Annotated in this window: 16 protein-coding genes and 2 other annotated features; of the genes, 5 read left to right on the top strand and 11 right to left on the bottom strand. The window is 30.7% G+C overall.

Translation table 11 applies throughout. From position 1 onward, the window contains the following. Window positions 1-52: 52 nt before the first annotated feature. Window positions 53-345: a binding site (T-box leader), on the bottom strand. 98 nt (window positions 346-443) lie between these two features. The 5 genes from CPJCM30710_RS08475 to CPJCM30710_RS08455 form a co-directional block, all read right to left on the bottom strand. Then, window positions 444-2,048 (bottom strand): ABC1 kinase family protein, encoded by a 1,605-nt coding sequence (locus CPJCM30710_RS08475; RefSeq protein ID WP_212903740.1) that lies wholly within the window; start codon window positions 2,046-2,048, stop codon window positions 444-446. 77 nt (window positions 2,049-2,125) lie between these two features. Continuing rightward, window positions 2,126-2,467, bottom strand: coding sequence for a phasin family protein (locus CPJCM30710_RS08470; RefSeq protein WP_212903739.1), 342 nt, complete (start codon window positions 2,465-2,467; stop codon window positions 2,126-2,128). Window positions 2,468-2,545: 78 nt separating this feature from the next. Then, the gene (locus tag CPJCM30710_RS08465) at window positions 2,546-2,989 is read right to left on the bottom strand and encodes a hypothetical protein (protein WP_212903738.1); all 444 of its coding nucleotides are present in this window, start codon (window positions 2,987-2,989) and stop codon (window positions 2,546-2,548) included. 319 nt (window positions 2,990-3,308) lie between these two features. Next, window positions 3,309-4,553, bottom strand: coding sequence for an aminopeptidase P family protein (locus tag CPJCM30710_RS08460; protein ID WP_212903737.1), 1,245 nt, complete (start codon window positions 4,551-4,553; stop codon window positions 3,309-3,311). Window positions 4,554-4,605: 52 nt separating this feature from the next. Further along, window positions 4,606-5,046 carry an ACT domain-containing protein gene (locus CPJCM30710_RS08455; protein ID WP_212903736.1) on the bottom strand — a complete coding sequence of 147 codons (441 nt, stop codon included), beginning with the start codon at window positions 5,044-5,046 and terminating at the stop codon, window positions 4,606-4,608. Window positions 5,047-5,649: 603 nt separating this feature from the next. Between CPJCM30710_RS08455 and CPJCM30710_RS08450 the strand changes: the two genes are divergently transcribed. Further along, a complete protein-coding gene (locus CPJCM30710_RS08450) occupies window positions 5,650-6,990 on the top strand; it encodes an MATE family efflux transporter (protein ID WP_212903735.1) in 1,341 nt (446 codons plus the stop codon). Window positions 6,991-7,151: 161 nt separating this feature from the next. On the opposite strand, the gene CPJCM30710_RS08445 is transcribed toward CPJCM30710_RS08450, so the two are convergent. The 4 genes from CPJCM30710_RS08445 to CPJCM30710_RS08430 form a co-directional block, all read right to left on the bottom strand. Further along, complete coding sequence (locus tag CPJCM30710_RS08445; RefSeq protein WP_212903734.1) at window positions 7,152-8,828, bottom strand: putative ABC transporter permease subunit; 1,677 nt, start codon at window positions 8,826-8,828, stop codon at window positions 7,152-7,154. Further along, window positions 8,821-9,546 (bottom strand): ABC transporter ATP-binding protein, encoded by a 726-nt coding sequence (locus CPJCM30710_RS08440; RefSeq protein WP_212903733.1) that lies wholly within the window; start codon window positions 9,544-9,546, stop codon window positions 8,821-8,823. The genes CPJCM30710_RS08445 and CPJCM30710_RS08440 overlap by 8 nt, the downstream gene beginning before the upstream one ends. A gap of 369 nt (window positions 9,547-9,915) precedes the next feature. Then, the gene (locus CPJCM30710_RS08435; RefSeq protein WP_212903732.1) at window positions 9,916-10,437 is read right to left on the bottom strand and encodes a spore maturation protein; all 522 of its coding nucleotides are present in this window, start codon (window positions 10,435-10,437) and stop codon (window positions 9,916-9,918) included. Between the two features lie 11 nt (window positions 10,438-10,448). After that, window positions 10,449-11,024: a nucleoside recognition domain-containing protein gene (locus tag CPJCM30710_RS08430; RefSeq protein WP_212903731.1), complete on the bottom strand. Its 576-nt coding sequence runs from the start codon at window positions 11,022-11,024 to the stop codon at window positions 10,449-10,451. A gap of 250 nt (window positions 11,025-11,274) precedes the next feature. On the opposite strand from CPJCM30710_RS08430, the gene CPJCM30710_RS08425 reads away from it, so the two are divergent. After that, the gene (locus tag CPJCM30710_RS08425; RefSeq protein ID WP_212903730.1) at window positions 11,275-11,460 is read left to right on the top strand and encodes a hypothetical protein; all 186 of its coding nucleotides are present in this window, start codon (window positions 11,275-11,277) and stop codon (window positions 11,458-11,460) included. A gap of 285 nt (window positions 11,461-11,745) precedes the next feature. Then, window positions 11,746-13,002 carry a DUF5050 domain-containing protein gene (locus CPJCM30710_RS08420; protein ID WP_212903729.1) on the top strand — a complete coding sequence of 419 codons (1,257 nt, stop codon included), beginning with the start codon at window positions 11,746-11,748 and terminating at the stop codon, window positions 13,000-13,002. Window positions 13,003-13,054: 52 nt separating this feature from the next. Here CPJCM30710_RS08420 and CPJCM30710_RS08415 read toward each other — a convergent pair whose 3' ends face one another. Further along, complete coding sequence (locus CPJCM30710_RS08415; protein ID WP_212903728.1) at window positions 13,055-14,053, bottom strand: LacI family DNA-binding transcriptional regulator; 999 nt, start codon at window positions 14,051-14,053, stop codon at window positions 13,055-13,057. 273 nt (window positions 14,054-14,326) lie between these two features. Here CPJCM30710_RS08415 and CPJCM30710_RS08410 point away from each other — a divergent pair, with 273 nt between their 5' ends. Next, window positions 14,327-14,620, top strand: coding sequence for a rhodanese-like domain-containing protein (locus tag CPJCM30710_RS08410; RefSeq protein WP_212903727.1), 294 nt, complete (start codon window positions 14,327-14,329; stop codon window positions 14,618-14,620). A 234-nt stretch (window positions 14,621-14,854) separates the two neighbouring features. Here CPJCM30710_RS08410 and ileS read toward each other — a convergent pair whose 3' ends face one another. After that, window positions 14,855-17,962, bottom strand: a complete 3,108-nt coding sequence (gene ileS / locus CPJCM30710_RS08405) for an isoleucine--tRNA ligase (RefSeq protein WP_212903726.1) — start codon at window positions 17,960-17,962, stop codon at window positions 14,855-14,857. A 119-nt stretch (window positions 17,963-18,081) separates the two neighbouring features. After that, window positions 18,082-18,362 (bottom strand) — a binding site (T-box leader). Window positions 18,363-18,561: 199 nt separating this feature from the next. Between ileS and CPJCM30710_RS08400 the strand changes: the two genes are divergently transcribed. Then, entirely contained in the window at window positions 18,562-19,086 is a 525-nt protein-coding gene (locus tag CPJCM30710_RS08400) for a hypothetical protein (RefSeq protein WP_212903725.1), read from the top strand. Window positions 19,087-19,138 lie beyond the last annotated feature (52 nt).

Genomic DNA, 19,138 nt, shown 5'->3' with positions numbered 1-19,138 from the left:
CTTTGTGAAATGGCAACAAATAAAAACGCCTCTACATAGACATTATTGTCTATGTAGAGGCGTAAAATACGCTGTACCACTCTACTTTATGCTTATCTCACGATAAACATCTCTCTAAGTAACTCCACTAGCAAACTAATAATTAACTAATTCTTTAAGAACTAATTTAACTTATTCACTAAGCTTTTATCACTTTGCAATATAACGGTTGCTCCCGTACTTCCCTAAAAAATTCAGGAAATCTGCTCCAAGGCCATCTTCATAAAGGTACCTGTCACTGGCTTTCACCTAATCCAGTTCTCTTTAGACACTTATCCTTACTACTATTCTTTTCAATGCATTTACCAAATATAATATTAGTTTATGTTATAAATAATGTCAATATTTAATAATAAATTATATTAATAACCTAAACATATAGGATAATACTACAATAAATTTAACTATTTAAGACTCCCCGACCTAATTATTGATACTAAAAGCCAGAGACTAAAGATTCCTGAAACAAAATAACCAGTTATACCTATGACAGGAAGGTCATATATCTTAGGGCTAGTATTAGAGTTAATTATTATAGAAGAACCCATTATCATAGCTGCAACAATAATTCCAAAAACAAGCCTGTTTACCATCTTATTTAGTTGATTCAACGGTTTTCCGATTTCATCCACTTGAAGATTTACCTTAACCCTTCCTTGAATAAGGCTTTCTGAAAGTTCAACTATCTTAGATGGGAGCTTTAATGTATCATCTGCAAAATTATAAAGTGATAGCATGAATTCATCTGAATATAACTTATTTAGAACATAATACTTATTTTTTGACTTTACGAAAGGAATTATCACTTCTAATATCTCCATTTCTGGAGCTATTTCTGCTATTACACCTTCTAGTATAACCATTCCCCTTATAAGAAGCACAAGTTCTTTGGGAAGTTGTATGTTGTTTCTCTTTGCTATCTCAAATATCTCTTTTAACAATACAGACACTTTTATATTTTTTAATGAGGTAGATAGGTAATTTTGAAATAAGTAATCTATATCTTCGTAGAGTATATTTCTATTTACTCTTCCCTTTTTAACACCTACAGACATTATAAAATTAATTATTTTATCTACATCTTTAGTTACAGTCGCAAGCAGTGCTTCATTTAGCCACCTTTGAAGATTTTTAGACAACTTACCTACAAGTCCAAAGTCTATAAAACATATTTTATTATTGTATATAAGGAGATTTCCTGGATGAGGATCCCCATGAAAAAAACCATCATTAAAAATCTGCTTGCAATAAGAAAGGGCAAGCTTCTTTGCCACATCACACCTATCATATCCTTCTCTTTCTATAGAGTGTATATCTGTAATTTTAAAGCCCTTTATGTTTTCCATTGTTATTACTCTTGATGATGAAAATTCATCCACAATGTAAGGAGCATAAGTACACTCTACGCTAGAATTAAGATTTCTAAAACTCTTAACGTTTTCACATTCTCTTTTAAAGTCTAATTCTTTCTCAGTAGCATTCAATATTTCCTGAAGCACATCTAAAGGATCAATAAGCATCTCATTGAATTTTTCTTTTCTAAACCTTACAATTCTCATTAAAATGCTAATATCTAAATGCATTTTCTCATAGATATTGGGTCTCTGAAGCTTAATAACAACCTCTCTCCCATCCTCTAAAATGCCCTCATGAACTTGAGCCACTGAAGCTGATGCAAGAGGTTTCTCTTGAAAATATGTAAAAACCTCATATATGGGTTTATTAAACTCCTGTTCAAAAACATGATTTATAATACTAAAGCTTTCAGAAGGAACGCTATCCTGTAGTTTTGACAATTCTCTCACATATTCTTCAGGCAGGATATCTGTACGAGTACTTAAAATCTGTCCAATTTTAATAAATGTTGGACCTAATTCTTCAAAAGCTTTTCTTAAGTTTGCTGGAGACTTTTTTTCCTCACTTATCTTACTATCAAAAATATATCCAAACCCATAAAAAGCAAAAACCTTTATTATTTTTTTAAATCTTTGAAGTGACTTTTTTCTCATATCTCACCTCTACATAAATACTTCTTTAGTCTACTAATTTTTAAATATAATTAAAGGGGCTGACTGTTAGTCCTCCCCTAGCTTTCTTCTTTTCTATTTAACTTTTCTTCAAGTTCTTCTATCTTTCTCCTTAAAGCTTCTAATTCTAGTCTCGAAGGAATATCACTTTCTTGAACAAAAGCTTTTAAATCATCTTTAGTAATAGGCTTTAGATCATCAAACTTACTCTTTACCTTATTAGTAGTAGATGAAGTCTTTTCTTTAAAATCTCTTTTAAGTTCCTCTGTGAGTTCTTTACCTTCTTCTACAGTTAATTTTCCCTTTTGTACCATTTCACTTATAAGTTCATTTGCCTTTTCATATGTAGCTGCTACTGCACCTACACCAATGAGTAAAGCTTTTTTAAGCTCATTAATCATGTAACCAGCTCCTTAAATGGTATTATATATTTATTATACCACTTTATGGATTTAATTATCACTTTTTTAAAAATAATATTATGTTTTCATTTTAAATTCATAGGCACACTTTTTACAGGTTACTATTACTTTTCCTTTTTTTCTAGGAAGTCGTAACTTTTGTCCACACTGAGAACATTTAACTATTTTAAAATTCTTTTTTTGATTATACCAAACTTCAACTTTGTCCTTATGCTGCTGAATAACTTCTTTTATAGAAGTATTATATCCCCTAGTACCTTGCTGTTTCTTTTCATAGACCTTCGCACCTATCTCCACAGCTTTATTTCTTAGCCATTGCTCGAATCTTAATGCTTCATTACTTCTCTTTAGAATGTCTTTTGAGAAAGCTCTATAAAGCCCTATAATTAATAGTACAAATCCAAGTCCAAAAGTATATTTCCATAGTGAAAAAATAAGTCCTAAAATTACAGTAATTTTTGATAAAAGATCAAACCCATATCTCCCTCTAAAAAATTTCATAACCATCCTCCTAAAACTAATGTCTAATATAGATAAATAACTTCATAACTGAACTTATAATTCAGATATACAAGTTCATAATTTAATTAACAACTTTATGGAAATTATGGAATTACCAGGCTTTTCTCTAAGATTCATTAATGATTGAACTTATATATCCTTAGAAAAAGTATTAATGCCGAGGCTATTTGCTGCCATTTCACGAAGTGAAATCTGGCTCAAATTTAACAGGCTCGATGCCTATTAAATTTTATTTAACATGAATTGTTTACGGTTTAAAGTGATGTATCTTTAGTATAAAACTTTTATCATTAACTTTTTATTTACTTACTATAAAAGCTTCTATATCATTAACAGACTTAATCATATCTTTAGTTAATACTTCACAGCAGTCTTCTGTAATAAGAACATCATCCTCTATTCTTACTCCAATGCCTTCCTCTTCTATATATATTCCTGGCTCTATAGTGAATACCATACCTGGTTTAAGAGTAGTATTTCTATTGCCTACGTCATGTGTATCTAAACCTAAGCTGTGCCCTATACTGTGCCAATAGTAATTCCTAACATCTTTCTTGTCGGTAATGAGACCTAATTTTATACACTCCTCAGCAATAAGATCTGTTGCCATGCTATTTAAATCTATAAAATTAATACCCGGCTTTATTTTACTGATTATTTTTTCATTTACTCTTAAAACTGCTTCATAAACAGCCTTCTGCCTCTCAGTGAATTTTCCACTTGCAGGAAAGGTCCTCGTGATATCAGCATTATAGTAATTTACCTGCACACCTAAATCAAAAAGAAGCAAATCATCCTGCTTAATAATGCTATTATTGTCTACATAATGAAGTATCGTAGCATTTACCCCTGCTGCTGCAATAGTCTTAAAGGCATAATCTTTAACTCCATTCTTTTTACAATAGAAGTCATAATAAGCCTCTAGTTCACATTCTTTAACTCCTATCTTCATATTCTTCATTAGAAATTTAACTGCCTCTATAGTTATTTTTATAGCTTTTCTTATTTCATCTACTTCTTCTGGAACTTTTATCATTCTAAGCTCCACTATATAATTATATACATTCTTAATCCTTGTATATGGATATCTTAAAATAACCTCTGAAGCAAACCTTTGTGATTGAGTCTCTATTTGTTCAAAACTATTTCTTTCTAAATCTAAGTAAACAACATCAATCTTTCCACCTGTAAGCTTTTGATTTAATGCTGCATGAAATTCGTCAAGAAACTTAACCTTATCTATTCCAGAAATCTCTTTAACTTCATCCTCTGTTATAGTTTTACCAACCCATCTTTCCATAACAGGATCTGGTTTTTGTATAAAGATAATTTCTTCAACAGTGTTATCTATTTTAGAAAGCATAACAATATGCTTTTCTTCATCAATGCCAGTAATATAGTAAAAGTTTCTATTGGGTGTAAAAGGATAATTCTCATCAGCACTTTTCTTCGGAGCAGTTCCTGCAAATAAAATTACTACTGAGTTATCCTCTAATTCCATCATAAGCCTTTCTCTATTATTGATAAAAACTTCTTTTTTCATAGATAACTCTCCTTTTTCTAAATATTTACTCTTATATGCATTATAACACAAATTATTCCATAGCAAAGACCTTTACATTTTTCACTATTGGAATACTTGTAATCCTTTCAATTAATTCATTTACCTGTATATTCATACTAGAAACGTCTATAGTAATAGTACAATAACACGTCATATTTATAGGAATATCTTGGTTTATAGTTAGTATATTTCCTTTTGCCTCCGCTACCTCATCAAGTACTCTAGAAAGGGATCCAGCTTCATGACTCACCGACACATACATTGTTAACTTCTTTGAATTTACACCCTCACTCATAGGATATACATAATCCTTATACTTATAATAAGCACTTCTACTTATACCTACCTCTCTAGCCCCTTCAGTAATATCCTTTACTTGACCAGTATAAAGAAGTTCCTTTACCTTTATAACTTTAAGAAATATCTCTGGAAGAACTTTTTCATTTACTATATAGAATCTATCCTCTCTCATATATCTATCACCTCATTTACTATTTTATAATAATAGTAAAACTAGAAAACCTACAAACATATTTATAATAAACTTGTAGTTTCTGCAAAAATTCAACTAACACTAAACTTCTTCTTTTTAGCAATTTGTACTTTTGAAGAAAACAAATCCTTCAATCTGTCCTTCTACTATTATTTTAGTTCTGCAAAATCAACTATTATTTAGGATAATTAATCGATAATAGAGATTATTATTGTACTCTTCCAGGTATTTTCCCTCTAATACGCAATTAATCATTAATCTTTAAAAACCCCTTTTTTTATTTTTTGTATCTGATATAATACATTTAAACATATTTTTGGGGCTATAAAATATGTTTTGTTTTCCACTTCACTCAATTTTAACTTTATAAATATTAAATAGCAATAAGCAAAGATAAATAGGGGCTTTTTTACATAGGAATATTATTGCTAACAATACAACATATATCTCTATTAAACATGCAGTTTAGACGGCATGTTTTTTTTATTTTTAAAATTTGTGATAATATAATATGGAATTAACGGTAATAATTAAACTTGTTTATTATTAATGTATTGTCTTATGTTTTGAAAGGAGAAGCTTATGAAGTTTAATAGAAAAATAGTAAAAGACGTACTAAAGCTTGCCCTTCCTGCTGTGGGTGAAATGACCTTATATATGATGATATGGGTTTTTGATACCATGATGGTTGGTCAATACGGAGGTAATTTGGCTCTAAGTAGTGTAGGATTAAGTTCAGAGATATTATATACTTTTTCTAACATTTTAATATCTTGTGGTATATCTATAGGCATTACTTCACTTGTGGCAAGAAACGTAGGAGCAAAAGAATATGCTATGGCGGAAGAATATGCTACTTTAGGCTTTTTAACTTCTCTATTTATATCTATACTTTTCAGTCTAACCTTCTTCCTACTTTCTACACACCTGTTAACAGCTGTGGGCGCAGAAAAACAAGTTGTAATTCTAGGATCAGTTTATATGAAAATCACTTCCATTGGTATTGGATTTAATATGATAATGAACGCTTTAAATGCAGCTTTAAGAGGATTTGGTAATACTAAAACCCCACTTTTAGCATCAATTATTGTAAACATAGTTAACCTTTCATTAGATTATATTTTAATCTTTGGTAAGCTTGGATTTCCTACATTAGGAACAATGGGAGCAGCGATAGCTACAACAACTGCTCAAATTATAGGATTTTTATTTATTGTATTCTATATGTACAATGTGTCATCAATAAAGGTAAGATTAAAGTATATTAAAGATTTGAATACTTCTATGCTGAAAGGATTATTTGACCTTTCAATACCATCATCATTTCAAGAGGGTGCCTTTAGCATAAGCAGACTATTAAGTAATTTCTTTATTGTATCTTTAGGAAGCATAGCCTTTGCAGCTAATCAAATTACTACGGCTATAGAATCAATATCTTTTATGCCTGGTTGGGGTTTTGCTGTTGCTGCAACAGCACTAGTAGGTCATAAGATTGGTGAAAAAGACTACAAGGGCGCAAAAGAATATGCATATGTATCTATTTTTTTAGCAACCTTAGTGATGACCTTTTGCTCAATGCTATTTTTCTTATTTCCTAGAACACTAATTTCTTTATTTATAAATTCATCAGAACAAGAGGTAATAAGATTAGGAGCTTTATGTCTTATGATAGCTGCTATAGAACAACCTTTTATAGCAATCTCCATGGTAGTGGGCGGAGCACTTAAAGGTAATGGTGACACAAAAAGTCCACTAAAAGTATCTATTTTCACCAGTTGGATTATAAGGGTACCATTAATGTTTGTAATAATATACCTTCTAAAATTATCAGTAATTTATGTCTGGATCATTACTTCAATACAATGGATCATAGACGGAATTCTTATTTTTATTATATTTAGAAGAAAACATAAGAACATTTAAGAAAGACATATCTGTATTTAAAGATTAAAACTCAAGTTAAGTAGGCATCGAGCCCTCTCAGCCTTAGCCAGATTTCACTTTGTGCAATAACAATAATAAAAAAGGCAATCTTTTAAAATTGCCTTTTTTATTAATTATTAATACTATATCCATGAATATCTCTAATCACTTAAGCTTTTAAACATCTTAACTCCTTTAGTTCTAAGCAAATTATACATAACCACATCAAGAGTTATTATTATTACTGCTAGAATTCCAAAGTAAATAATAAAACTTCCTTTTATAAATACCCAGCTAGCTACAGTAACGCCTGTACTAGCACCTCCTAATATTAAACCTATTAAAGTACACTTTAATGGGTTTAAATTCTGCTTTACCGCCTTTTGTTCATCATCCCACACAAGTTTTGGCGATGAAAGATCTATAAGAACTCCTACTACAGCCATAAAGTACAGCTCTAGTATTGCTAAAATTAATATTAACAATATTACCGTAACAGAACCTCCTAGCAAAATCATCACAACAACTGCAATTAAAATTAAAGCTCCGTTGATTATTATAGCACTAAGAATTTTAGCCGTTAGTTGAGTTAAATAGTCTACAGGGAGGAATTTTGATATATATAAATTGTCTCCCTCTCTTGATATGGAGGTTGAAGCCGTTGGATTAGTGGAAGAAATAAATAATACTATACCAAAAGTAGCAGCTATAATTATAGTAAAATTGGAGCTATTTGATAAAAACCTCCTTGCACTAGAAACTGCAGTTTCAAAATTTTCTTCTGCTAAAATAGGCATTACTAATATTATTGGGATAATAACTATTGTTGATACACAATTTAAAAGATAAGCTGGTGTTCTAACAAGTATAGTTAATTCTTTTACTAGCCATGTCTTTAAAGGAGATTTTTCTATTAGACTTTTCTGAAAAACTTCTTCCTTAAGTTTTTTTCTGCTTCCATAGCTTTCTGAAGCGCCTACTGCTCCTTTAAAATAAAACTTATCTGTAACTAAGGAAAATATTATTACAGCTAAAACATTTATTAATATAAATAATGTGATATTTATTAAAATCTTTGAAGGAGTATCTCCCACTGTTGCATAAGCTCCTACCTTTGCCGTTATAAAGAAGTTTGAGAGCTTATCTATCAATACATTCTTCCCTAAATTGGCTACATCAGCAATGCCTCCTGGCCCATTTGTAGCATTTGCTCCCATTTTAGTTGAAAAGAAATTTACTATTATAGCAATAGCTATAGCTAAAAATCCAGTGAATATCTTAAAAGCATCTTTATGTTTTGATAAATTAGTAAAATTCATTAATATCATAGAAATAAGAGAACAGTATACTGTGGGAAGTATAGGAAGTAATATAAAACAAATTAATGATGTAAGGTAAAAACCGATCTCTGCACCTGTTCTAACTCCATATATAAATATAGTTGGAATTAAGATAAAAGCAGTTACTACATACTGGTATATTACTACTGTTATGAATTTTGCTAGGGTTATTTCCCTCGGCCTAAAAGGTAGCGGCAATACAAAATTTATGTCTTTTGAAAAATAAAATATACTCATCACTGACATTATTCCAAATACAAATGTAATCACAGATGAAATATTATAAGCTAAGCCAATAAGTAGATCCTCTTGATTTATCATTTTTAGCCCTTCAAACACTCCAAATACTGTAATTCCTATACTGAAAAGTATCATGGGCATAGTAACTAGTAAGAGAACTATATTAAATATCTTAGAATTGTTTTGTTTCTTTATTCTCGTTCCTTCTCCAAAACCTGTTTTTAAGAAAACCTTAGTAAGAATCCATACTTTATTCATTTTCTGTTAACTCCAAGAACATCTGCTCTAATGATTCATTAGCCTTAAAATGCTCCTTCATTTCTGCTAACGTTCCGCAGAACAATATTTTGCCTTTATTTATTATAGCTACTCTATCACATACCTTTTCTGCAACATCTAAAACGTGGGTGGAGAAGAAAACAGTTTTTCCTGCATCAGTATGTTCTCTCATCATTTCCTTTAAAATATAGGCCGACTTAGGATCCAATCCAGTTAACGGTTCATCTAGTATCCAAACCTCTGGATCATGGATTAGTGCTCCCATCACCACAATTTTTTGTCTCATACCATGAGAATAAGTTTGAAGTTTATCCCCTAACGCACTTTCCATGTCAAAGCGTTTGCTTAAATCCTCAATCTTCTTCTTTCTTTCATTCTTTGATACTCCATAAACATCTGCCATAAAATTAAGGTATTCTATACCTTTTAGTCTTAAGAACATATCTGGAGTATCTGGTACATAAGCGAACTTTTTCTTTGCTTCTAAGGGATTTTTAGTGATACTTATTCCACTAACCTTTATATCTCCTTTAGTTGGCGCTATTATTCCAGTAATCATCTTAATAGTAGTAGTCTTTCCTGCACCATTTGGTCCTAAAAAACCAAAAACTTCTCCTTTGTTTATAGTTAAGCTAATATCATCAACCGCATTATTGATTTTATTATAACTTTTTGAAACGCTTATTATTTCAATCATACACTTCCCCCCCTATCTATAAATATAGTAGCATACCTTTACTCATTAAATATTACATATTTATTAAATAATTACATTAACAAATCGTATCTATATTATTTAATCATATAGCAATAAAAATAAATAAACCTAAAACTTATTCACTTTTAGCCATATTTTACTTTCTAGATGGCAATAACTCAGTTAAGTAGACATCGAGCCTACTAAAGATACACAACTTCACCCCTAAAAAAATTCATGAAAATAGCCTCGACATCCAATGCTTTTTCATGAATTACAAATTCAGTTATGAAGTTGTGTATATATAGTTTGAGTTAGATTTCATCTTATGAAATGGTAGCAAGTAAAAAGTTACCTACGTAACTCACTTCACAAAAAATATCTCACTATAGTAACTGCCATTATTATAGCTGTAAGATCGGCCATAATTGCAGCCCATAGAGTATGCCTTATTTTCTTAACTCCTACAGCACCATAATATATTGTTATAGTATAAAATATAGTCTCTGTGGTTCCCATTATTACAGAAGCTACCACGCCTATGTAACTATCTGGACCATATTCCTTAAGAATCTCTGTAAAAACTCCTAAAGCTCCACTTCCTGATATAGGTTTAACAAGTATTAAAGGTACTATCTCTCTTGGAAGGCCAATAAGACCTACCACTGGAGCTAAAAAGTTATTTATCATGTCCAACAATCTTGCTTCCTTAAATATTCTAACAGCTATTATCATAGATAAAAGATAGGGAAAAATTTTATAATTAACTTTAAGTCCTTCCTTTGCCCCTTCTACAAACCATTCATAAACCTTTTTACCAGTTACCATACCATAAGCTATTATAATAATAAACATAAGAGGTATAATGCTCTTTAATAGATATATAAACATATTTATCCTCCTTAAAAATACCTCTGAAGGATTTTACAACATATAACTCCCACTAAAGCAGCTACTCCTGTTGCTATAGTAGCTGGAATTATTATAATCCCTGGATTAGAGGATCCTTCAGCAGCTCTTATAGATATTACAGTTGAAGGTACTAGTTGTATACAAGCAGCATTAATTACAAGAAAAAGTGCCATATCATTAGTAGCCATTTCTTTCTTATCATTTAACTTGTCCATCTCTTCCATAGCTTTTATACCAAAGGGTGTTGCCGCATTAGACAACCCGAACATATTAGCTGTAAGATTCATTACTATTGCACCTAAAGCCTTATCATCCCTTGCTGCCCCTTTAAAGAGTATTCTTAAAAAAGGTTTTAAAAGATTGGCTAATTTATCTGTTAAACCACTTTTTTCAGCTACCTTCATTGTTCCACACCAAAAGCACATTACTCCCATTAATCCCAGCATTAAATCAGTGGTTGAGGAAGCTGAGTCTATGATTGCTTTTGAAATCAGCTCTCCATTACCAGTAAATATTCCTATTGCTATACCTAGTAATACCATTGTAAACCATATGTAATTAATCATATCTTCCTCCAAAAACTTATTAAATTCCATATAATATATGCCTTGCATAGATAATTTAGTAGTGATAACATAAAACTATACTTTTAGAAACTAATAATTTAAAACTTATAAAGATATACAGCTTTAATCCTTAAACAATTCATGAAAATAGCCTCGACATGCAACGCTTTTTCATGAATTATCAATTGAATTATAAAGTTGTGTATCTGTGATAGCATACTTAATTCACAAAAATAAAGGAGAGTTTTTAATGGATGAAAAAAATCTAAAGATAGCTCAGCAAGACATTGATGAGGCACTTCAAACTGTTGAAGCAATAGAAAAAAGCTTAGATAATAATGAATTATCTAAGGATAACTTAAAAGAACAATTCTTAGTGCTAACGGAAAAAGTTCAGGAGCTTGAAGATATATTAAAGACTGAAGGAATAATTTAGTATAGTTTTATTTAATATTACTTATTACAAAGACGACTAAAGATACAAGTTGTCTTTTAGTTTATTGCGACTTCACAAAGTGAAATCTAGCTAAAACTGAGCAAGTTCGATACCTGCTCAGTTTTATTTTTATAACCATATGCTCTGATCTTCTGTTATCTTTATCTTAATAGTCTTTTTATTTCTATTAACTTATTTTTAATCATTATCTATCTATACTAAAATTAAATCAAAAAAAATACTAAGAAAATACCACTATGGGAAATACTAATAAAGGTGATTTAGATGAAAAAAAAACACATACCACTTCCCATTATTTATAATATAATAGCTGCTATAGCCTTTTTCTCACACTATGTAATATATTTTAAGTATTTAAAAGTAATACCCACTGTTCAAGCCATTGAACAAACAACTAATATATCTAAAAAGCAACTAAAGGAGTATATTACCCTTAGCCCTTCTTCATTAACTGTACCTATCAATAAATCTAAGCAGGCACCGAGCCTACTGAGATTGAGTCAGATTTCACTTCGTGAAATGACAGCAAGCCAAGTTTTATCAAAAACTTTTTATGAACCTACTTTACAAGGAAACATGAGAAATGGAGGGTTTATCACTTATAATGAACCGTATATATATTTTTCTACAATAATAGCTCTTGAAAAACAAATTTATAGAGTAATGTCCGATGGTTCAACTATGATGAAGAAACTTAATATTCCTGCAGGAAAAATGATGTGCATAATAAATAATACTCTTTACTATATAACCTTAAACGAAACTCTCACAAAAACTTCTTTAACTGGAGAAGACACCATAAACATTGACGATACATGTATCTCATATTATATTTATAAAGATATAATTTATTACTTAAAACCTGAAAAAAAATGTGTTTTTAGAATCCACATTAATGGTCAAAAACTTGATCCAATTCAATTGAAAGAAGATATACTTTATGTATCTAACTTAGTAGTGATTAATGATAAAATATATCTTCAAACTATCACACAGATGAATTTTAAAAACACTGAGAATAATACGAACAACTGGTCTTCTTTCCTTTATTCAATGAATTTAGACGGTACGAGATTGACCAAGGTGTTAAATGATACTATATTAAATTTTATTGTAGATAATGATTATATTTATTATAGCCGTTCACATATCACCAAGGGGGATACTTCTAGTAATAATAAAGTCTATTTGATTCAATATAACATAAAAACTTGCAATAAAAAAACTCTATTCTCATACGCTTCTACAAATACAAATTGTATACCATTTAATTTGGATAAAAACCATATTTACTTTATCGCAAACGATGTTAGAAATTATGAAAATAATGACTTTTTCTTAAAGAAGTATAATTTAAACACTAAAACTATATCTAATGTTTCAAAGGATAACCTTTATCCTGGACAAATATTTTTAGTAAAAGATAGAATTTTTTTATTCCCAATTTATATAACAGATAAAAACAGCTATATTTTTTATACAATTAAAACTGATGGTAGTGAAGGTAGATTTATAAGATAAAACTTAACTATTCTAAAGAAAGTAAAAAAGCATGCTATACAGCATGCTTTTTTTACCTAGAACTTTCTCGCTCTATTAAATTATGTTGAAGAACAACATGCCCTTCATCTAATGGTTTTTGATTTATAATTTTTATGAGCATTCTCATTGCTATTGAACCCATGTCATACATAGGCTGAGCTATTGTTGTTAACTTTGGATAGAATATATCTGCTGCATAAATATTACTGAAACCAATAACACTTACTTCTTCAGGTACCTTTATCCCATTTTCTCTTAAAGTATTTATAGCTCCCATAGCAATTTCATCAGAAGCACAAATTATGGCATCTGGTTTTCCGCCCTTTTCAAGGATTGACATAACACCTTCATGCCCTGTCTTAACTCTTAAAGTATCACAAAATACATAATTCTCATCAACTTCAATTCCTCTTTCTTGAAGCGCCTTTTCATATCCAAGGTATCTAGCACTCCAAGCAGTATTAACATCTCTTCTCTTTCCTATGTAGGCCACTTTATTGGCCCCTTTATCCAAAATATAGTTTGTAGCATCGTAAATTGCTTGAACATTATCTACAGTTACACTTGGTAATGAACCTTCTTTATCCTTAGTTTCAACAAGTACAGTCTTAAGGTCAAGCTCATTAATAAGATCAAGAATTTCATCATCAAGAGAACTACTCATATAAAGAACTCCATCAACCATCTTTTCTTTAAGAACCTTAAGATACTCCTTTTCCTTTTCCACATCAACATCAGAGTTACATAAAATTACATTATAGTCATAAATATTAGAAACATCCTCTGCTCCTCTAACTACTTCCGGATAAAATTGACTAGAAATATCCGGAATGAGAATTCCTATGGTTTTTGTTCTCTGAGTTTTTAAACTTCGTGCAACTATGTTAGGTCTGTATCCAAGCTTTTTTATTGCATCTAATACTTTTTTCTTAGTTTCTTCATTTACAACATCAATATCATTTAATACTCTAGAAACAGTAGCAATTGAAACTCCAGCTTCTTTAGCGACATCTTTAATTGAAACAGACATTCACCCATCAACTCCTATAATTGGTTTCAATAAGAAATATTATAATATCTAAAGAATTGTATTACAAGGAAATAAACGGTATTATGTCGATTTATTTATATTTTGCGTAAAAAAGTGATAAAATACACCTCATTTAAACGTTTCCTATATTTATTTGCAGAACGTCCTTAACGAAATCCATTATGTAAAATATGATATAATTGTAATATAATGTTAATATAGTTCTGTATTTAACAAAATGTAATTTATAAAATATTTTGGGAGGGAATAATAATGAATCAAATTACTATTGCCGAAGCCAAAAAACTTATAAACGATAATGAAAACGTTTTAGTGTTGGATGTTAGAACTCAAGAAGAATATACTGTTGGGCACATACTTGAATCAATACCAATACCAGCAAATGAACTTCCTCTTAGAATACACGAAATAGAAGAGTATTATGATAAACCAGTTATAGTGCACTGTCAAAGTGGGAGAAGAAGTCCAGCAGTAGTCCTGTTTCTTGAAAATAATGGATTTAAAGAAATATATCATATGTATGAGGGCTATAAAAAGTGGAGATAGTAATATCTTTTAAATATACTAGTAATAATTACAAGCTCAGGATTTAAATAATATTAAATACTTATAAAAATAAATAGTACTCGCATCTATTAACTTTTATTCAGATTTTACTTTGTGAAATTCCAACAAATAAAGTCGTACAAAATTCATATATGACTTTATTCTGGGGTTATAATAGTAGTTAAAAGGTCTTACTCCTTTAAGTTTAGGAGCAAGACCTTTTGTAAGTTATTATTAAAGCTTTTCTACAGCCATATCGAATTTTTCTCCGTTGATGTTGCATTCAGTGTATTGTACTTCACCATTATATACTATATCAACAGTTAAAGTTTCTCTCTTTATATTTTCAGCAAACTTCTTTACAACCTCTAAAAGCATATCATTATGTGCTACATAAAGGCTGATCTTATCTGATACTTGGAAGCCGCTTTCCTTTCTCATATTTTGAATCTTAGAGATTATTTCTCTTAGGTGTCCTTCTTCTTTTAACTTTTCAGTGATTGTTGTATCAAGAACAACCCCTATTGCACCTTCTCCAGCAAAAGCAAAGCCTTCTAATCCTTGCATTGTTACAAGAAGATTTTCGTTATTAAGAACTATTTCAGTACCATTTACAATTATGGTTTCACTTCCGCCATTTTGAACCTTTTGAGCAAGCTCCATTTGGTTTCTAGCTGCTATTTCTTTTCTTATTCCTGGTATAAGCTTACCATACGCCTTTCCTAATACAGGTAAGTTTGGTTTGATTTCAAAGTTAACGTACTTAGAAAGATCAGCACCAAATTCAACTTCTTTAATGTTAAGCTCATCCTTTATTATATCTCCATAGTACTCTGGAAGTGACTTAGTTGAAACTAACATTTTTGAAAGTGGCTGTCTATTCTTTATATTAGCTCCATTTCTCGCACTTCTTCCAAGTTTAACTATTGAGTATGCAAGTTCCATTTCTTCTTCAAGCTTCTTATCAACTAATTCAGAATTAAATTCTGGCCATCTGCATAGGTGAAGACTTTCTGGAGCATTCTTATCAAGATTAACCACAAGATTTTGATAAATCTCTTCTGTCATAAATGGAACAAATGGTGCTGCTACCTTAACAAGAGTTGCTAGCACTCTGTATAGAGTTACATAAGCTCCTATCTTATCATCTGTTAACTCCTCGCTCCAGTATCTAGCTCTATTTCTTCTTACATACCAATTTGATAACTCATCAGTAAATTCTTCTACTGCAAGTGCTGCTTGAGTTATTCTATAGCCATCTAAGTGGTTTGCAACATCTTGAACTAACGTGTTAAGTCTTGACATTATCCACTTATCCATTACGTTATCTGAAACAAAATTAACATACTTAGTTGCATCAAACTTATCAATATTAGCATATAGCACATAGAATGAATATACATTCCATAATGTGCTTAAAAATTTCCTTTGAGCTTCTGCTACATCATCTATTGAAAATCTTGTTGGAAGCCATGGTGCACTAGCAGTATAGAAGTGCCATCTTGTAGCATCAGCTCCTTGAGCCTCTAATACATCAAACGGATCGACAACATTTCCTTTATGCTTTGACATCTTTATTCCATGCTTATCCAACACATGTCCAAGCACTATACAGTTTTCAAAGGAATTTATATCAAATATAGCAGTAGATATTGCAAGTAATGTATAGAACCATCCTCTTGTTTGATCAACAGCTTCTGAAATAAACTGTGCTGGGAAATTAGCTTCAAATATTTCCTTATTTTCAAAAGGATAGTGTAATTGAGCAAACGGCATTGAACCTGAGTCGAACCAGCAGTCTATAACCTCATTAGTTCTTGTCATTTCTCCACCACAATGATCACACTTAAGCTTAACTTGATCTATATATGGTTTATGAAACTCTACTCCCTTTGGAGTATTTATACCTTTCTTCTCAAGGTCTTCTCTACTTCCAACACACTCTCTATGACCACATTCACATTCCCAAATTGGAAGTGGTGTACCCCAGTATCTATCTCTTGAAATACCCCAATCTATAACATTCTCAAGGAACTTACCAAATCTTCCTGTTCTTACGTTATCTGGGTACCAGTTTATCTTGTTATTATTTTCAAGAAGCTTATCTCTTAAAGATGTCATTTTTACAAACCAACTATCCTTTGGATAGTATAAAAGTGGAGTATCACATCTCCAGCAGTGTGGGTATGAATGCAGATGTTTTTCTGATTTATGAAGCATATTATTTTCCTTCATGTAATCAAGAATCTTAGCGTCTGCTTTCTTAACAAACATTCCCTTCCATGGTTCTACTTCATCTGCAAAGTTACCTTCTGAATTAACTAGATTAATAAGTGGTAGATCATTTTTCTTACCAACAAGATTATCCTCTTCTCCATATGCAGGAGCTATATGAACTATTCCTGTACCGTCTGAAAGGGTTACAAAATCACCATGTACAACAAAGAATGCCTTCTTTTCTGGTGTATGGAACTTAAATAATTGCTCATATTGAATTCCTAAAAGTTCTGCTCCTTTAAATTGTTTTACTATTTCATACTCCTCACCTATAACTCTGTCTAATAGTTCTTTAGCAAGGATTAAGTGCTCTTGGTTGTGTAGAACTTCAACGTAGTCATATTCTTTGTTAACTGCTAAGGCAACATTTGAAGGTAGTGTCCACGGAGTTGTTGTCCAAGCAAGTATATACTTGTTTTCTTCTCCCTTAACCTTAAACTTAACAAAAGCAGTTGCATCCTTAACATCTTTATAACCTTGAGCAACTTCATGAGATGAAAGTGCAGTACCACATCTTGGGCAGTACGGAACTATTTTATGACCCTTATATAAAAGTCCTTTATCCCACATTTGTCTTAATGCCCACCAAACTGACTCAATGTAATTATCATGATAAGTAACATAAGGATTATCCATGTCAACCCAGAAACCTATCTTCTCTGTCATCTGTTCCCACATATTTACGTAAGTAAATACGCTTTCCTTACATTCCTTAACGAATTTTTCAACACCAAACTCTTCAATTTGTGGTTTACCTGATATACCAAGCTTCTTTTCTATTTCAAGTTCTACTGGAAGACCATGAGTATCCCATCCGGCCTTTCTTAGAACTCTATATCCCTTCATTACCTTGTATCTTGGAATAATATCCTTCATAACTCTTGTTAATATATGTCCTACGTGTGGCTTTCCATTTGCTGTTGGAGGACCATCGTAAAATGTGAAATATTCGCCACCTTTATTTAAATCAAAGTTCTTCTTAATAACATCCTTCTCTTTCCAAAGCTGTGCGATTTCTTTTTCCATGTCCACAACGCTTCTTGAAGGATCAACCTTTTTGTACATATTCCCATCTCCTTTCATCTGCGCACTCTATAAATATTATTATTTACAAAAATTTTCATATCTAGTCTTTTCTCTTCTGTCTTTTTAATATAGTTTCTACAAAACAAAAAAACCCCATCCTAAAGGACGAAGTTGGATTCGCTATACCACCTAAGGTTGCACACTGCCCCTATGTATGAAATTATAAAACTTCCATTAAGAAGTCCTAATTTCTGACAGTTAATCTCGAGTACAATCATACTCTATCCTTTAACGCAGGCTAACGAGATAGCTTAATCAGAATATTCCTTTCAGCTTCCAACTCCTAGGTGATTTTCCTTAAGTCTTTCCGTGACTTCTCACCAACCAGCCACTCTCTGAAGGTAGAAACTTAAGTACTTGCCCTAATCATAGTTTTTCATTCAAAAAGATTATAAACTACCTTTAAGTAGTTGTCAATAATCTAAAATATATATATTAACTAAAGATTAAGTTTTTGTAAAGTTATTATAAACAACAGGATAATATCCCTTGTTTGTTGAATAATTTCAATAATAAAATATATCCTAAATTATTATAATAACATAATTAAAATATCTTAATGAAAGAGGGTATGTATTGTGTATGCCAACATTGTAACTTTCTCGGTAATTGCAATTTTCATTTTAAACGCTGTTTTTGACTTTTATAATTATCTTAAATTTCAATCCAATTATTCTAAGGAAGAATATAAAGTCATACAACCGCCAACTTTCTTTTTAGCATTTCATTATGCATCATCAATAATACTATTCATAATTTTTCTTACGGCGTCCTATTATTCAGATAAAAACTTCAATCTATTTAATATTATTGAAGTCTTTATAATATGTCTATGCTACTTATTAACTTTTATTATAAACTCAAAACTTTACTTAACTAAAGATGGCGTTATGGTTAATGGTGGTATTCATAAAAATAAAGGATTTAAACTTCCTTGGAACAAAATTTCTAGCTGGGAATTCAAAAGTTCTAAAGGACTTTTTATACTGAAGTATCAAAATAGGCTTGGTAAGTCAAAAAGCTTTGACTTTAGAGTGCGAGATGAATTAAGAGATGATATACTTTCTTTTATAAATAAATATATTTCTCATAAAAAGGTCTAACTTATATACACATTTAAGCTAAATATAAAATTTAAAACAATTGAGATTATTT

The sequence above is a fragment of the Clostridium polyendosporum genome (genome assembly GCF_018332455.1).
Taxonomy (GTDB): domain Bacteria; phylum Bacillota; class Clostridia; order Clostridiales; family Clostridiaceae; genus Clostridium_AY; species Clostridium_AY polyendosporum.
Note: the sequence above shows the minus strand (reverse complement) of the source record. Positions and strands in the feature narration are given on the sequence as shown.

Excerpts from the sequence above, each read along its gene's own strand:
- CPJCM30710_RS08440 (WP_212903733.1), bottom strand. The coding sequence starts at position 9,546 with ATGATTGAAATAATAAGCGTTTCAAAAAGTTATAATAAAATCAATAAT.
- CPJCM30710_RS08475 (WP_212903740.1), bottom strand. The coding sequence starts at position 2,048 with ATGAGAAAAAAGTCACTTCAAAGATTTAAAAAAATAATAAAGGTTTTT.
- ileS (WP_212903726.1), bottom strand. The coding sequence starts at position 17,962 with ATGTACAAAAAGGTTGATCCTTCAAGAAGCGTTGTGGACATGGAAAAA.
- CPJCM30710_RS08460 (WP_212903737.1), bottom strand. The coding sequence starts at position 4,553 with ATGAAAAAAGAAGTTTTTATCAATAATAGAGAAAGGCTTATGATGGAA.
- CPJCM30710_RS08435 (WP_212903732.1), bottom strand. The coding sequence starts at position 10,437 with ATGTTTATATATCTATTAAAGAGCATTATACCTCTTATGTTTATTATT.
- CPJCM30710_RS08465 (WP_212903738.1), bottom strand. The coding sequence starts at position 2,989 with ATGAAATTTTTTAGAGGGAGATATGGGTTTGATCTTTTATCAAAAATT.
- CPJCM30710_RS08450 (WP_212903735.1), top strand. The coding sequence starts at position 5,650 with ATGAAGTTTAATAGAAAAATAGTAAAAGACGTACTAAAGCTTGCCCTT.
- CPJCM30710_RS08470 (WP_212903739.1), bottom strand. The coding sequence starts at position 2,467 with ATGATTAATGAGCTTAAAAAAGCTTTACTCATTGGTGTAGGTGCAGTA.
- CPJCM30710_RS08455 (WP_212903736.1), bottom strand. The coding sequence starts at position 5,046 with ATGAGAGAGGATAGATTCTATATAGTAAATGAAAAAGTTCTTCCAGAG.
- CPJCM30710_RS08410 (WP_212903727.1), top strand. The coding sequence starts at position 14,327 with ATGAATCAAATTACTATTGCCGAAGCCAAAAAACTTATAAACGATAAT.
- CPJCM30710_RS08415 (WP_212903728.1), bottom strand. The coding sequence starts at position 14,053 with ATGTCTGTTTCAATTAAAGATGTCGCTAAAGAAGCTGGAGTTTCAATT.
- CPJCM30710_RS08430 (WP_212903731.1), bottom strand. The coding sequence starts at position 11,024 with ATGATTAATTACATATGGTTTACAATGGTATTACTAGGTATAGCAATA.
- CPJCM30710_RS08420 (WP_212903729.1), top strand. The coding sequence starts at position 11,746 with ATGAAAAAAAAACACATACCACTTCCCATTATTTATAATATAATAGCT.
- CPJCM30710_RS08445 (WP_212903734.1), bottom strand. The coding sequence starts at position 8,828 with ATGAATAAAGTATGGATTCTTACTAAGGTTTTCTTAAAAACAGGTTTT.
- CPJCM30710_RS08425 (WP_212903730.1), top strand. The coding sequence starts at position 11,275 with ATGGATGAAAAAAATCTAAAGATAGCTCAGCAAGACATTGATGAGGCA.